The organism is Pseudomonas sp. QD4, from assembly GCF_049199125.1.
Lineage (GTDB): Bacteria > Pseudomonadota > Gammaproteobacteria > Pseudomonadales > Pseudomonadaceae > Aquipseudomonas.
Genome location: NZ_JBLZOM010000005.1, coordinates 117,703 through 143,747, shown reverse-complemented (window position 1 = coordinate 143,747; position 26,045 = coordinate 117,703). Strand labels below are relative to the sequence as shown.

The window sequence follows — 26,045 nt, the reverse complement described above, 5'->3', positions numbered from 1 at the left end:
TCGGCCCAAAGGCTCTATCTCGGGCCTTTGCGGCGAGGTGTTTTGCACCGGAGTGGGTATTTCCGACTCACTTGCGCTTCACATTCGGGCGGGCGCGGTAACGCGAAGCTGGCGGCCTGGTCAGAAAACCCCGGGTTATTTCGTCTAAATCGGCATTCGGGTTAAACCTGAGAGCGCTTTATCAGTCGTAGTTTTCATGGCCGATCATTTTTGTCCGGCATTTCATCCAAGGCGCCGTCCTACGCGCGCCTCGTCGTATTCAGGAGCCCTGTGCAATGACGCGCACTCGTAAAATTATCGCCTGGACCACCGCCATCCTGGTGCTGCTATTGGCCGTGTTGGTGCTGTTGATTGCCTTCTTCGATTGGAACCGGATCAAGCCGCAGATCAACGCCAAGGTGTCCGAGGAGCTGCATCGGCCATTCGCAATCAATGGTGACCTGGCGGTGATCTGGCAGCGCGAGCCCGACGAAGGTGGCTGGCGGGCCTGGGTGCCGTGGCCGCATGTGGTGGCGCAAGACCTGACCCTGGGCAATCCGGACTGGTCCAAGGCCCCGCAGATGGTCACTCTCAAGCGTGTCGAGTTGCGTATTTCGCCCCTGGCACTGTTGGCGCAGCGCGTGCACATCCCGCGTATCGACCTGACCGAACCCAATGCCGCGCTGCAACGGCTGGGCGATGGGCGCGCCAACTGGACCTTCAAGTTCGACCCCAAGGACCCCAACGCCGAGCCCTCCAATTGGGTGGTGGACATCGGCGCCATCGGTTTCGACAAGGGCCACGTGACCCTCGACGACCAGAGCCTGAAAACCCAGCTCGACCTGCTGATCGACCCTTTGGGCCAGCCAATTCCATTCAGCGATATCGTCGGCGACAAGGCCGCGAAAAAGGTCCAGGAAAAAGGCGCCGAGCCTCAGGCCTATGCCTTCGCGTTGAAGGTCAAAGGTCAATACCATCAGCAGAAACTGACCGGCACCGGCAAGATCGGCGGGCTGCTGGCCCTGCAGGACGCGGCCAAGCCGTTCCCGTTGCAAGCCAAGGTCAAGATCGCCGACACCAGCGTTGAGTTGCAGGGCACCCTGACCGATCCGCTGAACCTGGGGGCGCTTGATCTGCGCCTGAAACTGGCCGGCAGCAGCCTGGGCAACCTGTACCCGCTGACCGGCGTCACGCTGCCGGATTCGCCGCCCTATGCCACCGACGGCCACCTGATTGCCAAGCTGCATGACCCGGCCGGCGCGAGTTTTCAGTACCAGGACTTCAACGGCAAGATCGGCGACAGCGACATCCATGGCAACCTGGCCTATGTCGCCAGCCAGCCGCGGCCCAAGCTCACCGGGGCGCTGGTGTCCAACCAGTTGCTGTTTGCCGACCTCGCGCCGCTGATCGGTGCCGACTCCAATGCCAAGCAGAAGGCCCGGGGCGGCGAAAGCAAACAGCCGGCGGACAAAGTGCTGCCGGTGGAGGAGTTCCGCACCGAACGCTGGCGCGATATGGACGCCGATGTCGAATTCACCGGCAAGCGCATCGTCCACAGTGCCGACCTGCCGTTCACCGACCTCTATACCCACCTGGTGCTCAATGACGGGCGCCTGAGCCTGGAGCCGCTGCGTTTTGGCGTGGCCGGCGGCAAGCTCGATGCGCAGATCCGCCTCAATGGCCAGGCCACGCCCTTGCAGGGCCAGGCCAAGCTGACGGCGCGCAACTTCAAGCTCAAGCAGTTGTTCCCGACCTTTGAACCGATGAAAACCAGTTTCGGCGAACTCAATGGCGATGCCGATATCTCTGGCACCGGCAATTCGGTGGCCGCGTTGCTGGGGACCGCCAATGGTGACCTGAAGATGCTGATCAACGATGGCGCCATCAGCCGCAGCCTGATGGAAATCGCCGGGCTCAACGTCGGTAACTATGTGGTGGGGAAAATGTTCGGCGACAAGGAAGTGAAGATCAATTGCGCTGCCGCCGACTTCGGGATCAAGAGCGGGCTGGCCACCTCGCGCCTGTTCGTCTTCGACACCGAGAACGCCATCATTTACATCGATGGCACGGCAAACATGACCCGCGAGCAGCTCGACCTGACCATCACCCCGGAATCCAAGGGCCTGCGTCTGTTCTCCCTGCGCTCGCCGCTGTATGTGCAGGGCCCGTTCATCAAGCCGAGCGCCGGGGTCAAGGCGGTGCCGCTGATGCTGCGCGGTGCCGGCATGGTCGCCCTGGGGGTGATTGCCGGGCCGGCGGCGGGTCTGTTGGCGCTGGTGGCGCCGAGCGGGGGCGAGCCGAACCAGTGCGCGCCGCTGCTGGACCAGATGCGCTCGGGCAAGGCACCGGTCACGGTCAAGCCGACCAAGTAACCCGCCCAAACGAAAACAGCCAGCTCCGGAGAGCTGGCTGCGGTATTACGAGAAGTGGCTTACAGGCAAGGTCTTACAGGTCGGCCAGGATATCCGCCATGTCGTCGGCGTGTTCCTCTTCCTGGGCCAGGATGTCTTCAAAGATACGACGCGTGGTCGGGTCCTTGTCGCCGATGTACTGGATGATCTCGCGGTAGCTGTCGACGGCGATCCGCTCTGCCACCAGGTCTTCGTAGACCATCTCTTTCAAGGTATTGCCGGCCACGTACTGGGCATGGGAGTTCTTGGACAGCAGGTCGGGGTTGAACTCCGGTTCGCCACCCAGTTGCACGATGCGTTCGGCCAGCTTGTCGGCGTGCTCGGCTTCCTGGTTCGCGTGTTCGAGAAATTCGTCGGCGGCGACACTGGCCTTGATCCCGTTGGCCATGAAGTAGTGCCGTTTGTAGCGCAGGACGCAGACCAATTCAGTGGCCAGCGACTCGTTGAGCAGGCGCAGGATCTCTTCCCGGTCGGCACTGTAGCCTTCGGTCACGGCGCCGTTCTCCACATGCTGGCGGGCGCGTTCGCGAAGGGTGTTTACATCAGATAAATGCATGTCGCTCATCTCGATCTCCTGGAGGCTAATCCGATTGACGCCAGGCTCTGTCGGCCTGATCGCTACCTTGGGTGTGAGTCTCGGGAGCTGCAAAAAGTTTTATCGGATGTGTCCGGCGGTCAACTGCGCGCCAGGGGTGGATGCCCGGCCAGCAGCGATTCCTGCTGCAGCCATTGGAGAAAGGCGCGCACCGGCGGATGGCGCTCGCGCCCCGGCACACACAGTGCGCTGTAGCCGGCACCGTCCACCTGGACCTCGGGCCGGTAGGGCTGCAGCAGGCCGCCGGCCACGCTCTGCGACACCAGGATGTTGCTGGCCAGGACCAGGCCCTGACCGGCAATCGCGGCTTGCAGGGCGTACTGTTCCTCATCGTAGGAGCGGATCATAGGCTGGTGCTCGAACCAGCTTTCCCCGGCCAGGGCGCACCAGGCCTGCCAGCCGTCGGCATAGAGCCGGGAGTTGCGCCAGTGCACGCTGATCAGGGTCGGTTGCTGCTGGTGGGCCTGGGCCACTTGCTGCGGGGCGCCATAGACCGCGAAACGCTCGTCGAACAGGCACAGGCCGTGCAGGTTCAGGTAGCCCTCCTGGCTGTAGCGGATCGCCACATCGATGCTTGCATCCTGTTGCAGGTCGACCACCTCGGATTGGCTATCCAGGCGCACGCTGATGTTGGGATACCGGGCATAGAAACGCCCCAGCCGCGGCACCAGCCACAAGGCGGCAAAGGCCGCGGTGGTGGAGACCGTCAGTTGGGTGTTGCTGGGTTTTGGGCGCAGGGTGTCGACGCTCTGGGTCACCTCCAGCAGGGCGCTATGCAGGCTGTGGAACAAGCGCTGGCCGGGCTCGGTCAAGCGCACCTGGCGCGGCAACCGTTCGAACAGCGCCACCCCCAGCCAGTGTTCCAGGCTACGGATCTGGTGTGACACCGCGGTGGGCGTCACCGACAGGTCTTCGGCGGCGGCCTTGAAACTCAGCAGGCGCGCGGCGGACTCGAAAGTGCGCAGGGCGGTGAGAGGCAGGTGAGCAAACATCCAAGGCTCCATGATTGATTTAAATTCATCTGAAAGGATTTCTGCTCATTTGTTGAAGCAGGGTTTGGCTAATAGATTTAGCGCGGACAGGCCCTGGTTTCAAGGCCGCAATCAGCAACCTGCATGAGGCAGATGAGATGAATACAGTTCTTGCGGTTCACGGTAGCCCACGGGGCGAGCGCTCCCATACCCGGCGCTTGGCCGAGGTTTTCCTCCAGGCCTGGCAAACGGCCAACCCCCAGGGGCATCTCACTCGGCGCGAGGTCGGACGCGGGCATTTGCCCCACGTCAGCGAGGCTTTTATCGCCGCGGCGTTTTATCCACAGCCCGAGGCGCGGCCGTTGTCGATGCAGGCGGACCTGGCTTTGAGCGATGAGCTGGTGGCGGAGCTGCTCGGCCACTCGCGCCTGGTGATCGCGGCGCCGATGCACAACTTCAGCGTGCCCAGCGGGATCAAGGCCTGGGTCGATCACATCGTGCGCCTGGGGCTGACGTTCAACACCCTGCAGGACAACGGCGTGGCTCAGTACCAGCCGTTGGTTCAGGGCAAGAAAGTGTTGATCGTCACCAGTCGTGGCGGGGGCGGCTTTGGTCCGGGAGGCGAGTATGAAGCGATGAACCACGCGGATCGATGGTTGCGTACCGCCCTGGGTTTTATCGGTATCGAAAACGTCACGGTGGTTGCCGCGGAGGGTGAGGAGTCGGAGAGCGAGGGTTTTCAGCGTTCCTGCGCAGAGGCGCAGCAGCGCTTGCTGGCCCTGGCGCAAACCTTCTGAGAAGGCAGTGTTGGCCAGGACGTTGCTGCGGTTGGTGGGGCTGATGGGGGCGGGGTGGTCAGGCTTAAGCAGCCGGGTGAGCGACAGGGCTGTCATCAGCGTGTCGCCAAAGCGTCATGGGGGCTGACGATGTCCCTGGTTATGGTTTAGCTTTCAGCCAGCCCCGCTGCCTTCGCACAAGGATGTCGCCGCATGTCTCAAGAGCTCGCCACGCGTTACCCGCTGGTCCTGGTGCCCGGCATGCTGGGGTTTGTCCGCCTGCTGCTGTACCCCTATTGGTACGGGATAGTCGCAGCCTTGCGCCGGGGTGGTGCGACCGTGATTGCGGTGCAGGTTTCGCCGCTCAACTCCAGTGAGGTGCGCGGCGAGCAGTTGCTGGCGCGGATTGAAGCCATCCGCCAGGAAACCGGAGCGGCCAGGGTCAACCTGATCGGCCACAGCCAAGGCTCGCTGACCGCGCGTTATGCCGCGGCCAAGCGACCGGACTGGGTGGCGTCGGTGACTTCGGTGGCCGGGCCCAATCACGGTTCGGAACTGGCCGACTACCTGGAGAAACACTACCCGGCGACCACCGCCAAAGGGCGTCTGCTGAGTGTTGCCCTGCGCCTGATTGCAGCGCTGATGAGCCTGCTGGAGACCGGCTATCGCGGGCCGCGGATGCCGGTGGATGTGCCGGCGGCGCACCAATCGTTGACCAGCGAGGGCGTGGCCCTGTTCAACCGCCAGTACCCCCAGGGCTTGCCTGATACCTGGGGCGGCCAGGGGGCGGAAGAGGTCGACGGCGTGCGCTATTACTCCTGGTCCGGGACCTTGCAGCCCGGCAAGACCGACCGTGGGCGCAACCTGCTGGACGGCACCAACCGCAGTTGCCGGCTGTTCGCCAGGACCTTCGTGCGGGAAGCCGGGCACTGCGATGGCATGGTCGGGCGCTACAGCTCGCACCTGGGCACGGTGATCGGCGACGAATACCCGCTGGACCATTTCGATATCGTCAACCAATCCCTGGGACTGGTGGGCAAGGGCGCCGAGCCGGTGCGGCTGTTTGTCGAGCATGCCCGGCGCCTCAAGGCGGCGGGCGTCTAGGGGCTGTCAGTGTGGCGCGGCCGGGTCAGGCCGGTTGCGGCGAACGGCCGATGACGGTGGTCCAGCGCTCGCAGACAATCACCCCGCCCAGGGTCAGAACGCCGCCCACCAGGTGGTACAGGGCCAATTGTTCGTGCAGCACCACGGCCGCGATCAGTGCGGTGACCAGCGGCAGCAGGTTGAAAAACTGCGTGGTGCGGCTCGGCCCCAGGCGCGACACGGCCTGCATCCAGGCCAGGGGCGCCAGCATCGAGGCCAGCAGGCAGGCATAGAGCACCAGGGGAATGTTGCGCAGGGTCGGGCCGACTTTCTCGGACAGCAGAAACAACGGCAACAGCACCAACACCGCCACCAGCACCTGTAGGTACAGCAGCACCAGGGGCGGGATGCGCAGCTGCCATTTTTTCAGCAGGGTGCTGTAGATCGCGTAGGCCAGGGTGGCAATCAGCATCATCGCGTCACCCAGGTTCACCCCATGTTGCAGCAGGGTCTCCAGGCTGCCGGCGGACACCACCACCAGCACCCCGGCAAATGACAGCAAGGCGCCGACCAGCGCGCCGGCGGTCAGGCGCTGGCCGAGGCTGATAATGGCCATGGCCAGCGACATCAGCGGCATCAGCGACAGGATGATCCCCATATTGGTGGCCGACGTGCGGCTCGCGGCGAAGTACGCCAGGCTCTGGTAAACCGCCATGCCCAGCACGCCAAGGATGAAAATCCGGCCGAGGTTCGGGCGGATCAGCGGCCAATGCTGCTTTACCGGCTTGAGCATGAACGGGGTGAACAGCAGCCCGGCCAGCAGCCAGCGGTAAAAACCGATCTCCGCCGGGAAGATGGCGTCGGCCGCCAGTTTGGTGACCACGGTGTTGCCGGCCCAGATCAGAATCGCCAGCAAGGGATAAGCGTATTGCATGAGAACAGCCATAACGTTGATGAGGAGGGATTATCCGTTTGTCTGGATAAATGCTTATACTTCGAAACAGACAACCCGCCCTTGAATCCGGACAGCATGAGCAAAAAACATATCGAGCTGCTGCCTTTCAGCGGTCTGCCGGCACCGCTGTACTTTCGCCATGCGCACTTTCATGCCCACAGCCATGCCCTGGAGCATCGGCATCCCTGGGGTTGCCTGGAGTATTCGGCCCATGGCGTGCTGCACATGGAGATCGCAGGCAGCCGCTTCATGTCGCCGCCGCAGTTCGCCATCTGGGTGCCACCCCACACCGAGCACAGCTTCTACAGCCCGCAGCCGATCACCTACCGTGCCGTGTGCCTGGTGCCCGAGTTGTGCGAGGCGCTGCCGCAGCAGGGCTGTACCCTGGCCATCAGCGATATTCTCAAGGCCATCCTCAAGGACTTTGCCGTGCGCGACGTGCAGATACCCGAAGGCGCGGCTGACCAGCGCCTGGCCGAGGTGGTGCTGGATCAACTGCAACAGGCGCCGGTGCATGACTGCTATCTGCCCTACGCCAGCAGCCCGGCCTTGCTCGGGGTGCTGGAAGCCTTGCAGGCCGCGCCGGGGGACAACCGCCCGCTGGCCGACTGGGCCGGGCAGATCCATGTCAGCGAACGCACCTTGGCCCGGCAGTTTGTCCGGGAACTGGGGATGAGTTTTGGCGAGTGGCGCCAGCGCCTGCGCTTTTTGGCGTCGATCGAGGCCCTGGACAGTGCCCGCAGCGTCCAGGAAGTGGCATTCGACATGGGCTACAGCAGCGCTTCAGCTTTTATCGCGATGTTCCAGCGCCAGGCCGGCTGCACTCCCGAGGAATACCGGCGGACCAGTTTGCAGAACAGGTGAAGGTGTAACCGGGTTTGTCTACACTGCGCTGGAGGCCGTGCCGATCGGCGCGGTAACCAGGAGAAAACTCCATGAAGATGCTGCGTATTCCGTTGTTGATGGTGGGCCTGTTGCTGTGTTCCCAGGGGTTTGCCGCAACGGCTGCCCAACAGGCCCAGCAGGACAAGATGAAGTCCTGCAATGCCGACGCCACCACCAAGGCCCTCAAGGGTGATGAGCGCAAGGCCTTCATGAGCACCTGCCTGAAAGCCGCCAAGCCCACTCAGCAAGACAAGATGAAAACCTGCAACGCCGACGCCACCACCAAGGCCCTCAAGGGTGATGAGCGCAAAACCTTCATGAGCACCTGCCTCAAGAACAAGTAAATCCCCCCGGTTCAGGCCTCTGCTGTTGCCGCAGTCGGAGGCCTTGGCCGAGGTTCAAGTCCCTTCGCCAAATCCCTGCATCCCGACCTATCCCTTTGGTTATGATTCGGCGCCGTAGTGGCGCTTTGTCATTGTCTGCGATGAGGCGTGCGGATCCTGCTCGCTCATTGCTCTACCCAGGAATACGCGGTGAAGAAAATCGTATGGATGATGGTGCCCCTGTCGCTGCTGGGATGTGATTTTCACGCCCGCAGTTCCGCACCGACCCTCTGGAGCGACGGCATCATGCTGGAGCAGAAAAAGGTGGCGGTGGACGAACAGCACGCAAAAGTGATCATGCAGTCGACGAGTGTCAGCGCAGTGGAGTTTTCGGTCAGGCGCGAAAACGATCCGGACCCGCGTTCCGAAAAACTGGGCACCGCGTCCAAGCCTCTGGGCGGCAAGGTGGGGGCCTGGCTCGCCACCTTCGAGAGCGCCGTGCACAAGAACTTCCCCCAGCTTGAAATACCGGCGCAGCCGGGCCAGAAGTTGCAGGTACTGGGCTATTGGGAAACCTCGGGCACTCAGCCGGCGCCGGGTTATGAGTATCAGAGCACGGTGCAGAAGGTGTACGACCCGCAGAAGAACAAGTGGGAAGACAAGCCGGTGTCCATTCCCACCGTGCCGACCTCAAGCCATTGCGGGCCGTTGGGCAGCACCTTTGTGCCGGAGAAGCAAAAGGTCTACCTGGTGGAGTTCGCCAGGGTCGATAACGACACGGCTTGCCAGCAGCATGTCTATGACATCACCCAGCCCAATCAACGCATCCCGGTGGTGCTGATCGATGACATGCCCGGTTCGAGCATGCAGGCGTTTCATTCGCCTTAGAACGGGCGCCGAAGCAGGAGGTTTTTCAATAGGCCCGGCTATGAAAAGCCCAACAGCGGGAGCGGCAGGGCGCAATGGGGAGGGGAAAATCCGGTGTGTCTGTTTAGATACAAAACACCTCGTCCGGCGTGCTCCCAGCGGTTTTTTTTGCCGGCGCACTAGTGGCAATAAGCCTTGTAGCCGCTCGTCGTTTTTCTGTCATGTAACGGATTTAACGCCTTAATATCTTTCCCCTTCAAAAGCAGGTGCTTGGATTACACCTGATAGGCGCTGCGGTTTTCTGCGTCGGTTATTCAAGGGAATTGAATGAATGTCACGTTTTGGCATCACGCCTGTAGTAGCGTTTTGTGCTCTGTTCACTTCCATGCTCCAGGCTGCCCCGGTGCAGACCCCGGGCGATCGCGACCTGATTCGTGATCGCCAGCAGCAGTTGCTGCAAGAGCAGCAAAAACGTCTCGAAGAACTCCAGCAGTTGCCGGGTAAGTCCCTGCCGCCTGCACCCACCGAAAAAGCCGATGAACAGCGCTGCTTCACCATCAAGACCGTGGTGCTGGACGGTGCCGAACACCTGAGCTCCGGCGATCGCGACCGCTTGTTGGCGCCCTATCGCAACCAGTGCCTGTCGGTCGGCCAGATCAACACCCTGCTCAAAGCCATTACCCATCACTACCTGGAACGCGGGTATGTGACCACCCGTGCCTATCTGCCGGCCCAGGACCTGTCGACCGGTGAACTGAAGATCGTGGTGGTCGAAGGCCGCCTCGAGTCCCTGGACAGCTCGGCGCTGGCCAGTTCCCGGGAGTTGGCGATGACCTTTCCGGGGCAGGTGGGGGACGTGTTGAACCTGCGGGAACTGGAGCAACTGGTCGATCAGTTGACGCGCCTGCCTTCGCGCCAGGCCGAGCTTGAGCTGGCCCCCGGCGACGAGGTCGGCGGCAGCCGGGTCGGGCTCAAGGGTGAACGACTCAAGCCCTGGCGCGTCTCGGCGACCCGTAACAACGATGGCGATAAAACCACCGGCGAGCAGCAGATGGGCGTCGGTCTCGATTGGGACAGCCCGCTGGGGCTGGCCGACCAGCTGAGTTTGCGCGCCAATCAGGATGCGGTCAGTGATCGCTGGCGCCACTCCGACAACCAGAGCCTTTACTACAGCCTGCCCTGGGGCTGGTGGACCCTCAGTTATTCCTACAGCCAGAGCTACTACCGGACCCGCAATGACGACGCCGGGTTTGCTTTCGAATTCGATGGCGTGAGCAAGAGCCAGCAACTGCGCGCCGAGCGTGTGCTGCACCGCGACAACCTGAGCAAGACCGGCATGAGCCTTGGCCTGAGCCAGTTGCATACGCGCAATTACATCGATGACAACTTTATCGATGTGTCCAGCAACCGCATCACCGAAACCCAGTTGGGCTTCAACCACGGCCGGCGTATCGGCAGCGCCTTTGTCAACGCCGATATCGGCTGGCAACAGGGCATCGGTGCCCTGGATGCCCAGGGCAGCGGCCACCCGCGCGGCAGCGAGCCCGTGGCCCGCTACAACAAATACACCCTGACCCTGAGCTACCTGCAGCCGTTTCGCCTGTGGGACGAGAACTTCAGCTTCGACAGCCTGGCCACTGGTCAGCGCAGCGAAGACGTGTTGTTCAGCCCGCAACGAATCAGCCTGGGCGGGGTCAGTTCGGTACGGGGCTTTCAAGACCAGAGCCTGTCCGGCGACAGCGGTGGCTACTGGCGCAACCAGTTGCGCTGGCGGCGCGCCGTGACCTGGCAGCCGCTGCTGCCTTTCGTGCATGAGTACGGGGCGGCCCTGGCCTATGACGTTGGCGTGATAAAGGGCGGGCGCTACAACCCGGATGCCAAGGGGCGCATGACCGGCAATGCCCTGGAGTTCAACGCCCGCGGCCAGTACCTGGCGGCTTCGGTCAGTTTTGCTCGATCCCTGGAGCGACCCGGCCTGATCGAGAAACGAGAACATCCGGTGTATTTCCGCCTCGACATGTTCTTTTGATTTGACTCACTTTCAGTGAATGGATGATTGCCACATGGACGTTCGCAAGCCCTTTGCTCAATGCATTGCCCTATCACTGTCGGGCATCATTTTCCTGAACCCGATTGTCAGCGTCGCCGCCGGGCTGACGCTCGATCCCCAGGCGGGTGGCAATGCCACCATCGGCCAGGCAGGCAATGGCGTGCCGGTGGTCAATATCAATGGGACCAACGGCAGCGGGCTGTCCCACAACAAATTCAGCGAATACAACGTCGGCAGTAACGGCCTGATCCTCAACAACAGCGTCAATTCGGTGCAGAACACCCAGCTTGGCGGTTACATCCCGGGCAACGCGAACCTCAAGGGCCAGGCCGCGCAAGTCATCCTCAACGAAGTCACCGGCAGTAACCGCAGCACCCTCAAGGGCTACACCGAAGTCGCGGGCCAGGCGGCGCGGGTGATAGTCGCCAACCCCCATGGCATCACCTGCAACGGCTGCGGCTTCATCAATACGCCGCGCGCCACCCTGACCACCGGCAAACCGGTGATCAATGGCCAGAAACTTGATCACTTCCAGGTCGATGGCGGGGATATCTCCATTGAGGGCGCGGGGCTCAACGCCAGCAATATCGACCAGTTCGACCTCATCACCCGCAGCACCAAACTCAATGCCGACCTGTACGCGAAGAAGCTCAATGTCATCACCGGCCGCAACGATGTCGGCGCCGATGACCTGAGCGTCACCGCGCGTGCAGACGACGGCAGTGCCAAGCCGGAAATGGCCATCGACAGCTCGGCCCTGGGCGGTATGTACGCCGGGGCGATCCGTCTGGTGGGCACGGAAAAGGGCGTGGGGGTGAACATCTCCGGCGAAATGGCCGCCAGCACCGGCGACATCCAGATCGATGCCAGCGGCAAGGTGACCGTAGCCAGCATGGGCGCCAACCAGGCCATCGCCATCAAGGCCCAGAGCGTCGAGCTTCAGGGCCCGGCCTATGCGGGCACCGAGGCGCGGATCGACAGCCGCGGCGCCGTGACCGTCAGCAAGAGCCTCGCCGCGCGGGACAAAGTACAGGTCACCAGCGGCAGCCAGATACGCAACAACGGCATCATCGAGGCGGGGGTCAACCCGGATAACACGCGCACTGCCACGGGCGATGTGACCCTCGTCAGCCAGACCCTGAGTAACCAGGGCAATGTGCTGGCCAGCCGCACGCTCAACGTGAAGGCGCAGCAGGCCGTCGAAAACAACAACGGCGTGATACAGGGCGCCAAGGTGCAAGTGAGCACCGCGCGCCTGGTCAGCCAGGGCGAGCAGGCGCGGCTGCTTGCGCAGCACACCCTCACCCTCGACACCCCGGCCATCGTCAACCTCGGCGGGCTGATCCGCTTTGGTGACGGCCAGGCGGTCGACCTCAACCTTGCCAGCCTGGACAACACTGGCGGGCGGATCGAGGTTGCCGGTGCCGGTCTGAACCTGCGTACCAGCGATTTTATCAACCAGAAAGGCAAGGTGATTGCCGACCAGGTACTGGTCACGGTTGATCGCCTCAACAACCAGCAAGGCCTGATCGGTGCGAGCCAGGGCAGTGCGATTTTCAAGATCAGCGGCCAGCTCGATAACGACGGCGGCCACCTCCAGGCCAAGAGCCTGCTTGAAGTGCAAGCGGGTGAAGCCCTGAACCGTGGCGGCAGCTTGCTGGGCGACCAGATCACCCTGACCGCGCAACGCCTGGACAACAGCCAGAAAGGCATGATCAGCGCAGAGAACGGGGCGACCGCAATCACCCTCGACCAGGACCTGATCAATGCCGGTGGGCAGATCCAGGCCACTACCGCGCTCGACCTCAAGATGGCGAGCCTGGACAACCGTGGCGGCACTTTGATTGCGCCGCAACTGACTCTGGACAGTCGCGGCAGCCTGGCCAACCAGGGCGGCACCATCAACGGTGATGTGCTCAAGCTCAAGGCCGGGGATGTGGATAACAGCGGCGGCCTGCTACAAGGCCGGCAAACACTGAATCTGCAAGCCGGTGACCTGGCGAACAATCAGGGTCGTGTCCTCGGCAACGAACTGACGGCCCACCTCGACGGGCTCAGCGACAACGCCAACGGCGTGCTCAGCGCCGAGAACGGTCCGCTGACGCTGATCGTCAAGCAGCACCTGAATAACGCCCTGGGCCATCTGCAAGCCAAACAGGGCAATGTGCAGGTCGAAGCCGGCAGCGTCGGCAACCAGCAAGGGGTCGTGGTCGGTAACCAACTGGTGCTGACCAGCAGCGGGATGCTCGACAACCGTGGCGGGCGCCTGGTGGGTGACCGCCTGACGGTCACCGCCAGCGGCCTGGACAACCAGGCCAAGGGGCTGCTCGCGGCCGGAACCGATGGCTTGACGTTGACCATCAACCCCAACGGCACCGCACCGGGTCAGGTGAGCAACAGCCAGGGGCGGATCCAGAGCGATGGCGCCTTGCAGATCGACGGTGGCCAGTTGAGCAACAGCGCGGGCGTGATGCTCGGCAATAGCCTGGTGATCAATGCCGACAGCCTGGACAACAGCAACCAGGGCGCACTGGTCGCCCAGGCCGGCAATGTCGCCCTGACCCTCAGTGGCGCCTTGAACAACAACGCCGGACTGATCGATGCCGGCGAGCAGAAACTGCGGGTCAGCCAGTTCATTCAGCTCGACAACCTGGGTGGCACCTTGAAGGGCAAGCGCCTGGAAATCCAGGGCGGGGCTGTGGATAACCGTCAGGGCCAATTGCTCGCGGGCGGTGCGGGCCTGGAGCTGATCACGGGCAACCTGGATAACCGCGGGGGCATGATCCTGGCCAAGGACAGCCATGCCGAAGTGACCCTGGCCCAGGGCGCCATGGATAACCGTGGTGGGACCTTGCAAGGCGCCAGCGTCGCGCTGACTGCCGGCTCTGTGGATAACAGTGCCCTGGATGGCAAGGCCGGCCTGATCAGCAGCCAATCCGGCGCGCTGAAATTGACAGTCGACCGCCTGACCAACCAGGCAGGCAAGCTGTATGCGAACGGCTTGCTCAGCTCCTCCGGGCAACTGCTGGACAATCGGGGTGGCGAAGTCAGCGCCCGGCAACTGGAACTGGCGGCCCGTGGCGACCTGTTGAACCAGGGTGGCCTGATCGAATCGGCTGACGGCCTGCTGCTTACCGGCGGCAACCTGGACAACAGCAGCGGCGGTCGAGTGCGGGCGCTGGCGGGGCAGTTGGGCACTGTTGCGCTGACCGGCAACCTGAATAACCAGGGCGGATCGCTGGCCATCGGTACGGCTGCATTTGCCCTCAACGCCGGGCTGTTGAGCAACTCCCTGGGGAGCATCGAGCATGCCGGGGGCGGCCAGTTCAAGCTGGACCTGGCCGGGCTTGCGGGCAGCCAGGGCCGTGTCACCGGTCTCGGCCACGGCGATTGGGATATCGGCGCGGTCAATGGCGCCGGGCTGTTGCAGCTCAATGGCGCACTGGACTTGAGCACCTCGGGTGATCTCAGCCTCAATGCCGGCGACCGCATTGCCAGTGCCAGCGGCCTGCGCCTGGGCGCGGTGAACCTGAACAACGGGGGCGAGCTGGTCAGCGATGGCGACCTGGCCCTGGAGCTGGGTGGCAACCTGAACAACAGCGGCCTGCTCTCGGCGCAGAAAAAACTCACGGTCGGCGCCACCGACTTGAACCAGCTCGGCGGACGTATCGCCAGTGGCGGTGATACCCAACTGAACCTGCGCGGCACCCTGGACAACCTGGGGCGCCTGATCGCCAGCCAGAACCTGTCGGTGTCCGCAGCGCAGATCAACAACCGCGGCACCCTGGGCGCCCTGGGGCAATTGGAACTGCGCTCGGCCAATGGCATCACCACCTCGGCCGACACGCTGATCTACAGCGGCGCCGACATGATCCTGCGCGGCAACGGCCTGGCCAACAGCTACGGCGATATCTACAGCGCCGGCAACCTCAGTTTCACCGCCTTGGATGGCGGGCGAGCGGCGTTGCTCAGCAACCGTTCCGGCACCATCGAAAGCGAAGGCGACATGTACATCGACGTGGGGTTGCTGGAAAACGCCATGGACAAATTCAAGATCGGCGAAAGCATCGTCAGTCGCCGTATCGACATCAATTGCACCGACTGCTCGGGCGATCACCACACCGCCACTTACATCGTCAACACCACCTACCAGGACAAGGTCCTGGAGCAATCGCCGGCTGCACGGCTGGTCTCCAATCGTGACCTGACCCTTCATGCCGACACCGTGGAAAACAGCCAAAGTCTGATCGCTGCCAACCGCGATGCCTTTGTCACCGCCAATAATTTCTACAACCGTGGCTCGACCCTGAACCAGCGGCTCGAGAGCATGACCTACTGGCTGCATGGTGTTCCCAAAAGCGCGTACCGCTATGCCAAGCAAGAAACCCTCGCCTGGAACGCCCGCAACGCGAATGTCGCCCCCGATCAGCAAGAGGCGGTGCCGGGGGTGATTCTGCTGTACCCGCTCTTGTCCTCCCACAGCACCGTACTGCCGGGCACACAAACAGGCTACGCCTCGATCTTGCAAGCCGGTCAGCGGCTGAACCTGCAAGTCAGCGGCAATCTTGAAAACGGCACCCTGACCGAGCAGACCCGCGCCCAACTGACGGGCCAGCAGTTGCAGAACAACTTGTCCCAGGCCGGTGGCCAGGTGATCACGGTCAATGCGCAAAGCTCTGCCGCCAGCAATCAGGAAGCCAAGGATGTGCAGCGCGTCGAGCGCGTAGCCGCCGATGGCAGCACCCAGGTCGGTTTCGTGCCAGTGGACTTCAGCGGCACGCCGTTCGTTGCGGTCGATCCGACTTCGCTTGCGAGCTACCACCTGCCCCAGGGCGAGTACGGCATGTTCGTCAAGAGCCAGAACCCCAGCGGTCGTTACCTGATCGAGACCAACCCGGCCTTTACCGATCTGTCGCGTTTCATGAGCTCCGACTACATGCTCGGCCATCTCAACTACAACACCGACCAGACCTGGCGCCGCCTGGGCGACGGGCTGTATGAGACTCGGCTGATTCGCGAGGCCGTGTTGGCGCAAACCGGGCAACGCTTCCTGGCGGCCAGCCTGACCAGCGATTACGACCAGTATCGCTACCTGATGGATAACGCCATTGCGTCCAAGGACCAGTTGCAACTGAGCGTCGGGGTCTCCCTCAACGCGCAGCAAGTGGCGGCCTTGACCCACGACATCGTGTGGATGGAAACCCGCCAGGTGCAGGGCGAACAGGTATTGGTGCCGGTGCTGTACCTGGCCCAGGCCGACTCGCGCAATCTGCGCGGCGGCAGCCTGGTGCAAGGGCGGGATATGACCGTGCTGGCAGGCAATGACCTGACCAACGTCGGCACCCTGCGCGCCAGCAATGACCTGAGCGTCAATGCCGGCGGCAACCTGTATCAGGGTGGCCTGGTGGAGGCCAACCAGCGGGTCAGCCTGATGGCCCAGGACAGCGTGCGTAATGCCTTGGGCGGTGAAATCCGCGGTAACCAGGTGAGCGTCACCGCGATCAAAGGCGACCTGATCAACGACCGCACCGCCGTTGCAGTGGGTTATGGCTCGGGTTCGCGCACGGTGCTGGATCAGGGCAGCCAGATCAGCGCGCGGCAGCAGCTGGACCTCAGTGCCGGACGCGACCTGACCAACGCAGGCCAGATCAGCAGCGCCGGCGATGCCAAGCTCAGTGCCGGCCGGGATATCGATCTGCTCGCGGTGCAGGACCATACCTTCACCCAGAGCGCCATCAGCCGTGGCCTGGTCACCAAGGACACGCTGCAGAACCTGGGTTCCAGCGTGACCACCCAGAGCAATCTCGAACTCAATACCGGGCGTGATTTGGCGGTGGTGGCGAGCAAGGTCGCTGCGGGCAAGGACCTGACGCTCAATGCCGAGCGCGATATGGTCATCGCTTCGGCCCAGGACGCAGAGGCGTCGACCTTCTCCCAGAAGAAAAAAGGCTCCTGGGGCAGCAGCAAGACCACCCGCAGCGCGGATTCAGCCACCACCAACGTCGGTTCTGAAATCAGCGCCGGGCATGACCTGATGGTCAATGTCAGCCAGGACAAGGACGGCCGCATCAGCCTCAATGGCGGGCGCGATGTCACCGTGGTCGGCAGCCAGTTGAAAGCCGGCAATGACCTGTTGCTCGGCGCCGGTGGCGATGTGAGCCTGGTCTCGGCGCAAGAGCAGCAGGACAGCGCCTACAGCCAGAAGAAAAAAGGCAGCTTCGGCCTCAATAAAAGTGGCAACAGCCGCAGTTCCAGCACCACCACCCAGGTGGGCAGCGAGCTGAGCGCCGGCAATGACGCCGTGATCATCGCCGGCACCAACGTCAACCTGTCGGCCAGCACCGTTGAGGCCAAGCGTGATGCGGAGCTGCGAGCAGGGCTGATCGACAAGAACGGCGACATCAACCTGATCGATGCGGCGAACGAGTCCACCAGCCAAAGCGAGAAGTACCGGAGCAAGGTCGGTTTATCCAGTTCCGGCAGTTTTATCTCGATTGCCTCGTCCAAGAAGTCGGGGCAGGAAAACCTGCAGACCCAGAGCGTCGGCAGTGTGGTCAGTGCCGGGCGTGATACCACGCTGCAAGCGGCCCGTGATGTGAACATGATCGGCAGTACCGCTGCGGCGGTGCGCGACCTCAACGTCGGTGCGGGGCGCGACGTCAATGTCCTGGCCGGCAGCAACAGCCAGGACCAGAGCAATTGGAAAAGCGAGAAGCACACCGGCTTGTCCCTGGAAAGCGACCGGAACGGCGTCACCGCCTTCCTGGGGCGTGAGGCCCTCAAGGAGAAATCGCGCAATGCCCAGCAGACGGTCGCCGAGAGCCAGTTGCTGGCCGGGCAGGACGTCAACATCAAGACCGGTCGCGACCTGACTGTGGAAGGTTCGCGGATCGACGCCAATCGCGACGTCAACCTGCAGGCCGGACGCGACATCAATGTCGATGCCGGCAAGGAAACCTCGATTCAGGAAAACAGCAAGAGCCGCGACCGCAACGGCCTGACGGTCAATATCAGCCACAACTATGGCAACACCAAGGACGCCCTCGCAGGCACCGGCAAGGGTGACGACGGCGTGAGCAAGGCCTCGAGTGTGCTGAGCACCGTGGATTCGATCAACCAGTTCACCTCCGGGCCGACCAGCGCAACCCACTTCGGCTCGGCTAGCCAGGCCACCAGCTCACGCCAGGAAGTCCGGAGCAACAGTCCGTCGAATGTGGGCGCGGGTCGAGACATCAGTGCCGTGGCCGGCAATGACATCAGTGTCCGTGGCAGCCAGTTTGACGCCGGGCGCGATATCACCCTGGCCGGGCGCAACATCACCGTGGATGTGGCGCGTGGTGTGGTCTCGGAAGAGAGCAAGACCACCCGCAGCCAGGGTGGCATCAACGGCCAGAGCGGCGGTGGCAGTGCCCGGGCCGGGATCGGCGGCAGTGTCGGCTCGGCTACCGAGCAGCTCAGCGATGGCACCAGTACGCCTTCGGTGTTTCTGGCCGGGCGTGACGTCAGCCTTGAAGCCCGTGACAACCTGACGCTGATTGGGACCCAGGTCCATGCCGGGCGGGATATCGACCTCAGTGCCGGCAAGGACCTGACCATTCGCGCGGCGCAGAATGACTCCAGCAGTGAGTCCGATCGCAGCAGTGGCGGCGGTGAAGTCGGCCTGGCAGTGGGCGGCAAGGACTTCATCTCTGTGTATGCCAGTGTCGATATGGGCAAGGGCAAGCTTGATCGCGAGAACGAACGGCAGCAGAACGCCAACCTCGTTGCCGGTGACCAGTTGCGCTTCACCAGCGGCAAGGACAGCACTATTTCCGGTGCGACCTTGCGTGGCGATGAAGTCATCGGCCGGGTGGGCGGTGACCTGACCGTGTCCTCGGTGCCCGATACCGGCAAAGTCAGCGGCAAGCAACTGGATGCCAGTGTGACGGTGAGCATCGGCCTGGGCGGCGGTGGCAGTGTCAGCGGTTCGCTGGGGGTGGGCAAGACCACCGGCAAGACCGATTGGGTACAGGAACAGACCAGTATCACCGGCAAGAACGGCGTGGATATCCGCACCGAAAACCATACCCAGATCGACGGTGCGGTGATCGCCGCCGACAACGGCAAGCTGAAGCTGGACACCAACACCCTGGGCTTCCGCGATATCTCCGGCCAGGACAAGGAGCACAGCTACTACGTCAACGTGGGTGGCACCTTCGGCTGGGGAGGCGGTGGTGAAGGCGCCGATCAGATGACTGGCAAGGAAGTGGCGTTTACCACCGACAAGAGCCTGGCCGGCAAAGGCAAGACTGGCGCCTCCGGCTGGAGCGTCAGCGGTTATGACTACCGCAAGGAGAAGGAGCAGGAAGTTCGCGCCACCGTGGGCGCCGGCAGCATCATCGTGCGCAACGACGCCAAGACTGGCGTGGACTCCACGACAGGCCTGAACCGCGATCTGACCAAGGCCTTCGAGATCACCAAGGACAAGGAAAAACGCACTGACCTGTATGTCAGCCAGTCCTCCCTGGACGGCGTGTCGCATCCGGTGGATACCGTGAACAACTGGCGCCAGGGTGTGAAGGACTATGGCAAGAACGCGGCGGGGATTTTTAGCCAGTACGCCGCCTTGAGCGGTGCCGCCAGCGCGGCGCTTGAAGAGAACCCGTCGCTGTGGCCATTGGCATGGATTCCGGGGCTGCTGGAAACCGTCATGGACAAGGCGTCCACCTACACCCTCGGGGTCATGCCGGGTGTTGAAAGTCATGGTGGCCTGATTACCCAGGTGCCGACTCTGTTGACCGGGGACATGCGTTTTTATCGAGTCAAAACCGGCTTCGAATACGAGTCAGACGGCAAGACCATCAAAGTGGATGACGGTGGCAAACCGGTGCTCAAAAAAGATCAGAGCCTGGTTGAGATCAGCCGGCCGGATGGCGATGGTGCGATTTTCACCAACGGCATTCAGAACTCGCTGCTCTCGGCCCTGGTCAATGGCGCTATGCAGACGGGCTCGGATACCTTCATGCAGGCCTACAACCCGGAGCACGGCATATTGGGCGACCTGGTCGAGTCATTGTGGGATGTGGCGCTGGGGGGTGTAGTGCGCTCCGGTAACGCGCGCGAACTGCATGACTTCTATCAGGCTGGCATCGACGACAATTACAAACTGGACATCGCCGGCCACAGCCAGGGTGGTCTCCTGACCTACCGCGGGATCTCGGGGCTGGACTTCAACCTCAATGGCAAGGTGGGCAGCATTCAATTGTCCGGTGCGCCTGTGGGCTCGACGAGTTTCTTCCAGGCGGCCAAGGAGGCCGGGTTCAACATTGAGGACGGCGCGTACTTCCAGGTGAACCGTCCCGGGTCGAAAAACTTCTTCGGCATGTTGCCCGTCACCGATACCGTGTCTGACTTGTTGGGCGGCAACTTCCTCCATTCGTCCGACCCGGTGGCGCGCTTCTTTGGTTCCCTGACCACCAGCACGTCGTTGCTGGGTGCGGCCAGCCCTCACTCCAACTACTTGTGCGTGTCCAAAGCCATGTGCGGTGATCAACCCAACGCCCTGCAAGAGCAGTTCAAAGGCAATTCGCGCTACATCACGCCGACGGTGATCGATGCCAACGGCACCCACACGCGCTTGCCCGATCCGGCCAACAAGACCAACAAGCTATGAAGATTCTCAGAGCAGTCGTGGCAGGCGGGTTGCTGATCCTGGGCAGCGGGTGCAGCAACCCGCCCCTGGTCTACGAGAATGCTCGCTTCGATAACCGCATGCTCTGCACCGAAGGCGCCAAGCGGGTCACGTTGATGCAGCGTTATTCCTTCGACCTGCCGGGGCCTTTTCGTCATGCGCCCTGCGGGACGATCACCAGCGGGTTTTATTATGAGAAGGGACTTGATGCTCTCTCCGTAGGGACGTCCGGAACCTTTTCCTATGGCGATATCCAGGTGACGGCGTCCGGGCTCTATATGCGGGTCAACAGCTTTCTCAGTGGCAGGTCGGACGGGCTGCTCTATCCCAAGCAGGCGTTTAAGGACGATCTTGTGGCCAGGCAGGCGTTGCCTTCCTATCACGGGGTCAAACCCAGCAGTTTCGATTGGGTGACACGCCAGGGTTTTCAATGCCTGCGTACCTACGAGCGCTGGGAAGGGAAGGCGGTTGGCATTTTCGAGGATGAGGTCAAGTACTGGTGCTGGGAGCAGGAGAGCGGCTTGAAGCAGCCTTTCTACGTGCATGCGGGCCAGCGCCTGCCTTTGGGAACCAAGGGCTACGACCTGGATCAGGTCTTTATCGAACCGTTCTTCCAGAGCCTGAAAATCAATCGATTGCCCGCACCGGTGCTGGCCAAGGCGCAGGCGGATCTGCAAGCCTTCTGTAGCCACGTCAAGTCGCGTCTGGACAAGAACCTGCCCTGGGGCGATGACTACCCCGACAAGCGCCTGAACCTGACCTTTCTGCATTACTGCGGCTACGACGTGCCGCTGCCTGACTCGGCCGCGCCAGCGCTCTGATGGCACCATTGATTCGAACCAACGGCTGTCGCGACACTCTTGTAAATAATTGAGCCGCTTTCCTTACGGCGCCTGCCCCTATTCGTGCCCGGAGAACGCTGGCAGACTGCCAATCTTTTCAAGCCGTTCGTTTTGAGGCTATATGCCAACGTTTTCTCAGCGTCATCTGTTGTTGTTCAGTTGGGTCATCATTTTCGGCGGGTTGCTTCTGGTTCTGCCGCTGCGACTATTGCCAAGCCTGCTGGCCGGGCTGCTGGTTTTCGAACTGGTCAATATGCTCACCCCGCAGCTGCAACGGCTGATCGAAGGACGACGCGCGCGTTGGCTGGCAGTGGCGTTGCTCGGCACCCTGGTGGTCAGCCTGCTGACGCTGCTGTTTGCCGGTGCCATCAGTTTTCTGCTGCACGAGGCGGAAAATCCAGGCGCTTCCCTGGATAAATTCATGGCCGTGGTCGACAAGGCGCGTGGCCAGCTGCCGCCGTTTCTCGACTCCTACCTGCCGGCCAGTGCCGCAGAATTCCAGGCCGCGATTGGCGCCTGGGCCAGCAAGCATTTGAGTGAGTTGCAACTGGTGGGCAAGGACGCGGCCCATATGTTCGTGACCTTGCTGATCGGCATGGTGTTGGGGGCGATCATCGCCTTGCAGCGGGTGCCCGACCTGACCAAGCGCAAACCGTTGGCCGCTGCCCTGTTCGATCGCCTGCACCTGTTGGTCCAGGCGTTTCGCAACATCGTGTTTGCCCAGATCAAGATTTCCCTGCTCAACACCTTCTTCACCGGGATCTTCCTCGCGGTGGTACTGCCGATGTTCGGGGTCAAGCTGCCGCTGACCAAGACCCTGATCGTGCTGACCTTCCTCCTGGGCCTGCTGCCGGTAATCGGCAACCTGATCTCCAACACCCTGATCACCATAGTCGGGCTGTCACTGTCGATCTGGGTGGCGGTGGCGGCGCTGGGCTACCTGATCTTTATCCACAAGCTGGAATACTTCCTCAACGCGCGAATCGTCGGCGGGCAGATCAGTGCCAAGTCCTGGGAGTTGCTCCTGGCGATGCTGGTGTTCGAGGCCGCGTTCGGCCTGCCGGGGGTGGTGGCAGGGCCGATTTACTACGCCTACCTGAAAAGCGAGTTGAAGCTGGCGGGGCTGGTCTAGGCCGCCGCTTGCTTCAATTGCGCTTGTCGCCCTCATAGGTGACCGACTGGAGGCGATCAAGACCTGAGCCGATATGGAACGAGAACGGCCGGCCCAGTTGCTGGATCTTCTCGGCGCATTGAGCGTTCCAATCGTCGTTACGGTTATCGGGGCTGAAGTCGGCGGTTAGCAACTGTTCACCCAGGTTGGCGACTTCAATCGACAGTTGCAGCTTGGTCCGCAGCAGGTCGTCCTGAACCATGTCTTCGCTCCACAGGCGAATCTCGCCTTTGCGCACGCTTTCGCGCAATTGGGCGTCCTTGGCGATCATTTGGCCGGTCACGGTCTTTTTTCTATACCCCTGGCTGCGGTAGTTGATGCGCACATGCTCCGGTGATTGCCCGGGAACTTGTTGCACGCTCACCGCGTTGAAGGGCAGGTCGCCGTCCAGTTGGCCCTGGATGTTGCAGACGATTTCGACCGGAACCCCACTCTTGTTGTAATAGCCCAGTGCCCGGTCGAGCAGCAGGTAGCGTGCCGAAAGCCTGACCTCGGAGTTGATGGACAGGGTCAGGGTGGTCGGCTGCGGGGGCGCGTCCCCCGGCTGCGGTTCGAGTGTCATGTCGATAGCCATGCTGCTGGCCGTTCGCGCTTTGAGAATGTCATCGAACAGTGCGCGCAATGCCTCGCGCTGCTCGGGGCTCAGGCTGTCCTTGAGGGACAGATGAACCACTCGGCTGTCTTGCTCATCCAGCGCCAGCTCAACCTTTTCAGGATCGATGCCGCGGGCGCGAATCGCCTCCACCAACAAGGCGCTGACACTGCCATTGACCTGCTGGCCCTGGTACCCAACCGGCTGCTCGAAGTGCAGGGACATGAAGTCTTCCTTGCAGCCGGTCAGCAGCAGGGCGGCGAGCAGGGGCAACAGTTTGTACAGGTTCATCGTTTCGGTTCCTTGCGAAAATTTTCCCCAGCCCTGGGGCACGCCGGTCGAGCGGGTTTCTAGCCGTAGCGCTTCCTGGCTTCAATCGCCAGACCGCTGCCGATGCTGCCGAAGATGTTGCCTTCGACGTGGCGGGCATTGGGCAGCATGGCCGAGATGCTCTGGCGCAGGGCCGGGATGCCGCTGGAACCGCCGGTGAAGAACACCGTGTCGACCTGGGCCACATCGACGCTGGCATCGTCCAGCAACTGGGTCACGCTGTTGCGGATGCGCTCCAGCAGGTTGTCGATGGCCGACTCGAACAGCGCCCGGCTCAGCTCCACGCTCAACCCCGGCTCGATACGGTCCAGGGGCACGTGGCGGCTGTCGGTGTGGGTCAGCTGGATCTTGGTTTCCTCGACTTCCATCGCCAGCCAGTGGCCGGCACGCTGCTCGATCAGCTTGAACAGGCGGTCGATGCCACCGGTGTCTTCGATGTCGTAGCGCATGCTGCCCAGGGCCAGCTGGGATTTTTGCGAGTACACCGAGTTGATGGTGTGCCAGGTCGCCAGGTTCATGTGGTGGCTGGTGGGCATGTAGGCGCCGCTTTTCATCCGGCTGCCGTAGCCGAACAGCGGCATCAGGCCTTGCAGGCTCAATTGCTTGTCGAAATCGGTACCGCCGATGTGCACGCCACCGGTGGCCAGGATGTCGTCGTGGCGGTTGTCCAGGTCGCGGCGCTCGGGGGCCAGGCGTACCAGGGAGAAGTCGGACGTACCACCGCCGATGTCGACGATCAGCACCAGTTCTTCGCGTTCGATGGTCGACTCGTAGTCGAAGGCTGCGGCGATGGGCTCGTACTGGAAGGACACTTCCTTGAAGCCCAGCTTGCGCGCCACCTCCACCAGGGTGTTTTCAGCTTCCTGGTCGGCGGCGGCATCGTCATCGACGAAGAACACCGGGCGACCCAGGACCACTTCCTCGAATTCCCGACCGGCGGCGGTTTCCGCGCGGGCCTTGAGTTGGCCGATAAACAGGCCCAGCAGGTCCTTGAAGGGCATCGCCGTGCCCAGCACGCTGGTGTCGTGCTTGATCAGCTTGGAGCCCAGCAGGCTTTTCAGCGAGCGCATCAGGCGGCCTTCATAGCCTTCCAGGTACTCGTGCAACGCCAGGCGACCGTACACCGGGCGACGTTCTTCGATATTGAAGAACACCACCGAGGGCAGGGTGATCTTGTCATCCTCCAGCGCGATAAGCGTTTCCATGCCGGGGCGCAGCCAGCCGACAGTGGAGTTGGACGTGCCAAAGTCGATACCGCAGGCACGGGCCGGAGATGCGTTTTTCATGTCTTTCAAGTTCCGGTTAAAAAACGGCCGCGCAGTGTATGTCAGTCGCTGGCAGATTCGAAGGCCGACTATCCGCTAAATCGAAACCTTTTCCTGCCTTGAAAGACTATTCTTCACCCCAAACTTGCAGGCATGAGCCGGGCAATCACCGGGCGCTCGCAAGAACCGCCGGCGATTGCCGATAAACTTTTGATGCGCCGCACCAGTCAACGGGTTGAGATTGATCAATCCTTATGCTGCCAATGAGAGCATGCTGCACTGTATGCCGCGCGATATTGATAACGGATGGTGATTCCCTCGATGGACTTCAAAGACTATTACAAGATTCTCGGTGTGGAACCGACGGCGGACGACAAGGCGATCAAGGCGGCCTATCGCAAGCTGGCGCGCAAGTACCACCCTGACGTCAGCAAGGAAAAGGACGCCGAGGCAAAGTTTAAGGACGCCTCGGAAGCGTATGAAGCGCTGAAAAGTGCCGACAAACGCGCCGAATACGACGAAATGCGCAAATACGGCCAGCACGGCCAACCGTTCCAGGGGCCGCCGGGCTGGCAGGGCCGTGGCGGTTTTGGCGGTGGCCAGGATACCGGCGACTTTTCGGACTTCTTCAGTTCGATCTTCGGTAACCGTGGCCCGGGCTTTGGTGGTGGTGAACAATCGCGGCGCAGCGCCGGACGTCGTGGACAGGATGTGGAAATGGAACTGCCGATCTTTCTTGAAGAAACCCTCTCTGCAGAGTCGAAGAAGATCAGCTTCCAGGTGCCGCAGTACAACGCCGCCGGCCAGCATGTGAGCAACACCAGCAAGAGCCTGAACGTGAAGATCCCGGCAGGGGTCAGCGATGGCGAGCGTATCCGCCTCAAGGGCCAGGGCGCGCCGGGCGTGGGCGGTGGGGCCAATGGCGACCTGTACCTGACCATTCGCTTCGCCCCGCACCCGAAATTCGACGTCGAAGGCGAGAACCTGATCATCACCTTGCCCCTGGCTCCGTGGGAGCTGGCGCTGGGTACCGAGGTCGCGGTGCCGACCCTGACCGGCAAGATCAACCTCAAGGTGCCGGCCGGCAGCCAGAACGGCCAGCGCATGCGCGCCAAGGGCCATGGCTTGCTGAACAAGGCCGGCGAGCGTGGTTCGCTGTTCGTCCAGCTCAAGGCGGTGATGCCGAAACAGGCTGACGATGACGTCAAGGCGTTGTGGCAGGAGCTGGCGAAAAAGGCGGCGTTCGACCCACGGGAACATTTTTGATTCGAGAATGGAGT

General features: G+C 62.2%; 16 protein-coding genes. 11 read left to right on the top strand and 5 right to left on the bottom strand.

From position 1 onward, the window contains the following. Positions 1–275 precede the first annotated feature (275 nt). Positions 276–2,351 (top strand): AsmA family protein, encoded by a 2,076-nt coding sequence (locus ACOZJV_RS26320; protein WP_421548858.1) that lies wholly within the window; start codon positions 276–278, stop codon positions 2,349–2,351. A gap of 73 nt (positions 2,352–2,424) precedes the next feature. On the opposite strand, the gene ACOZJV_RS26315 is transcribed toward ACOZJV_RS26320, so the two are convergent. Both ACOZJV_RS26315 and ACOZJV_RS26310 read right to left on the bottom strand, forming a co-directional pair. Further along, entirely contained in the window at positions 2,425–2,955 is a 531-nt protein-coding gene (locus ACOZJV_RS26315; protein WP_020298718.1) for a ferritin-like domain-containing protein, read from the bottom strand. A gap of 110 nt (positions 2,956–3,065) precedes the next feature. Continuing rightward, positions 3,066–3,977, bottom strand: a complete 912-nt coding sequence (locus ACOZJV_RS26310; RefSeq protein ID WP_421548857.1) for a LysR substrate-binding domain-containing protein — start codon at positions 3,975–3,977, stop codon at positions 3,066–3,068. A gap of 137 nt (positions 3,978–4,114) precedes the next feature. Between ACOZJV_RS26310 and ACOZJV_RS26305 the strand changes: the two genes are divergently transcribed. Beyond that, positions 4,115–4,753: an FMN-dependent NADH-azoreductase gene (locus tag ACOZJV_RS26305; RefSeq protein WP_421548856.1), complete on the top strand. Its 639-nt coding sequence runs from the start codon at positions 4,115–4,117 to the stop codon at positions 4,751–4,753. A 192-nt stretch (positions 4,754–4,945) separates the two neighbouring features. Next, the gene (locus ACOZJV_RS26300; protein ID WP_421548855.1) at positions 4,946–5,836 is read left to right on the top strand and encodes a lipase family alpha/beta hydrolase; all 891 of its coding nucleotides are present in this window, start codon (positions 4,946–4,948) and stop codon (positions 5,834–5,836) included. Positions 5,837–5,861: 25 nt separating this feature from the next. Here the strand turns inward: ACOZJV_RS26300 and ACOZJV_RS26295 are convergent, their stop codons facing one another. Beyond that, positions 5,862–6,749, bottom strand: a complete 888-nt coding sequence (locus ACOZJV_RS26295) for a DMT family transporter (RefSeq protein WP_078469587.1) — start codon at positions 6,747–6,749, stop codon at positions 5,862–5,864. A 96-nt stretch (positions 6,750–6,845) separates the two neighbouring features. Between ACOZJV_RS26295 and ACOZJV_RS26290 the strand changes: the two genes are divergently transcribed. From ACOZJV_RS26290 to ACOZJV_RS26260, 7 genes are all read left to right on the top strand, one after another. After that, positions 6,846–7,634, top strand: coding sequence for an AraC family transcriptional regulator (locus ACOZJV_RS26290; RefSeq protein WP_421548854.1), 789 nt, complete (start codon positions 6,846–6,848; stop codon positions 7,632–7,634). Positions 7,635–7,705: 71 nt separating this feature from the next. Next, positions 7,706–7,999, top strand: coding sequence for a PsiF family protein (locus ACOZJV_RS26285; RefSeq protein ID WP_020298724.1), 294 nt, complete (start codon positions 7,706–7,708; stop codon positions 7,997–7,999). A gap of 189 nt (positions 8,000–8,188) precedes the next feature. Further along, on the top strand, positions 8,189–8,866 hold the full coding sequence (locus ACOZJV_RS26280) for a hypothetical protein (RefSeq protein WP_421548853.1): 678 nt from the start codon (positions 8,189–8,191) through the stop codon (positions 8,864–8,866). Positions 8,867–9,176: 310 nt separating this feature from the next. Beyond that, the gene (locus ACOZJV_RS26275) at positions 9,177–10,874 is read left to right on the top strand and encodes a ShlB/FhaC/HecB family hemolysin secretion/activation protein (RefSeq protein WP_421548852.1); all 1,698 of its coding nucleotides are present in this window, start codon (positions 9,177–9,179) and stop codon (positions 10,872–10,874) included. Positions 10,875–10,908: 34 nt separating this feature from the next. Beyond that, positions 10,909–20,547, top strand: coding sequence for a hemagglutinin repeat-containing protein (locus ACOZJV_RS26270; RefSeq protein WP_421548851.1), 9,639 nt, complete (start codon positions 10,909–10,911; stop codon positions 20,545–20,547). Next, a complete protein-coding gene (locus ACOZJV_RS26265) occupies positions 20,544–21,386 on the top strand; it encodes a hypothetical protein (RefSeq protein WP_421548850.1) in 843 nt (280 codons plus the stop codon). Before ACOZJV_RS26270 ends, ACOZJV_RS26265 begins: the two co-directional genes overlap by 4 nt. 142 nt (positions 21,387–21,528) lie before the next feature. Beyond that, positions 21,529–22,539 (top strand): AI-2E family transporter, encoded by a 1,011-nt coding sequence (locus tag ACOZJV_RS26260; protein WP_078469592.1) that lies wholly within the window; start codon positions 21,529–21,531, stop codon positions 22,537–22,539. Positions 22,540–22,552: 13 nt separating this feature from the next. On the opposite strand, the gene ACOZJV_RS26255 is transcribed toward ACOZJV_RS26260, so the two are convergent. Continuing rightward, entirely contained in the window at positions 22,553–23,461 is a 909-nt protein-coding gene (locus tag ACOZJV_RS26255) for a hypothetical protein (RefSeq protein WP_421548849.1), read from the bottom strand. A 59-nt stretch (positions 23,462–23,520) separates the two neighbouring features. Next, positions 23,521–24,786 (bottom strand): Hsp70 family protein, encoded by a 1,266-nt coding sequence (locus ACOZJV_RS26250; RefSeq protein ID WP_078469594.1) that lies wholly within the window; start codon positions 24,784–24,786, stop codon positions 23,521–23,523. A 300-nt stretch (positions 24,787–25,086) separates the two neighbouring features. On the opposite strand from ACOZJV_RS26250, the gene ACOZJV_RS26245 reads away from it, so the two are divergent. Next, on the top strand, positions 25,087–26,031 hold the full coding sequence (locus tag ACOZJV_RS26245) for a DnaJ C-terminal domain-containing protein (RefSeq protein ID WP_078469696.1): 945 nt from the start codon (positions 25,087–25,089) through the stop codon (positions 26,029–26,031). The last annotated feature ends 14 nt before the right edge of the window (positions 26,032–26,045 follow it).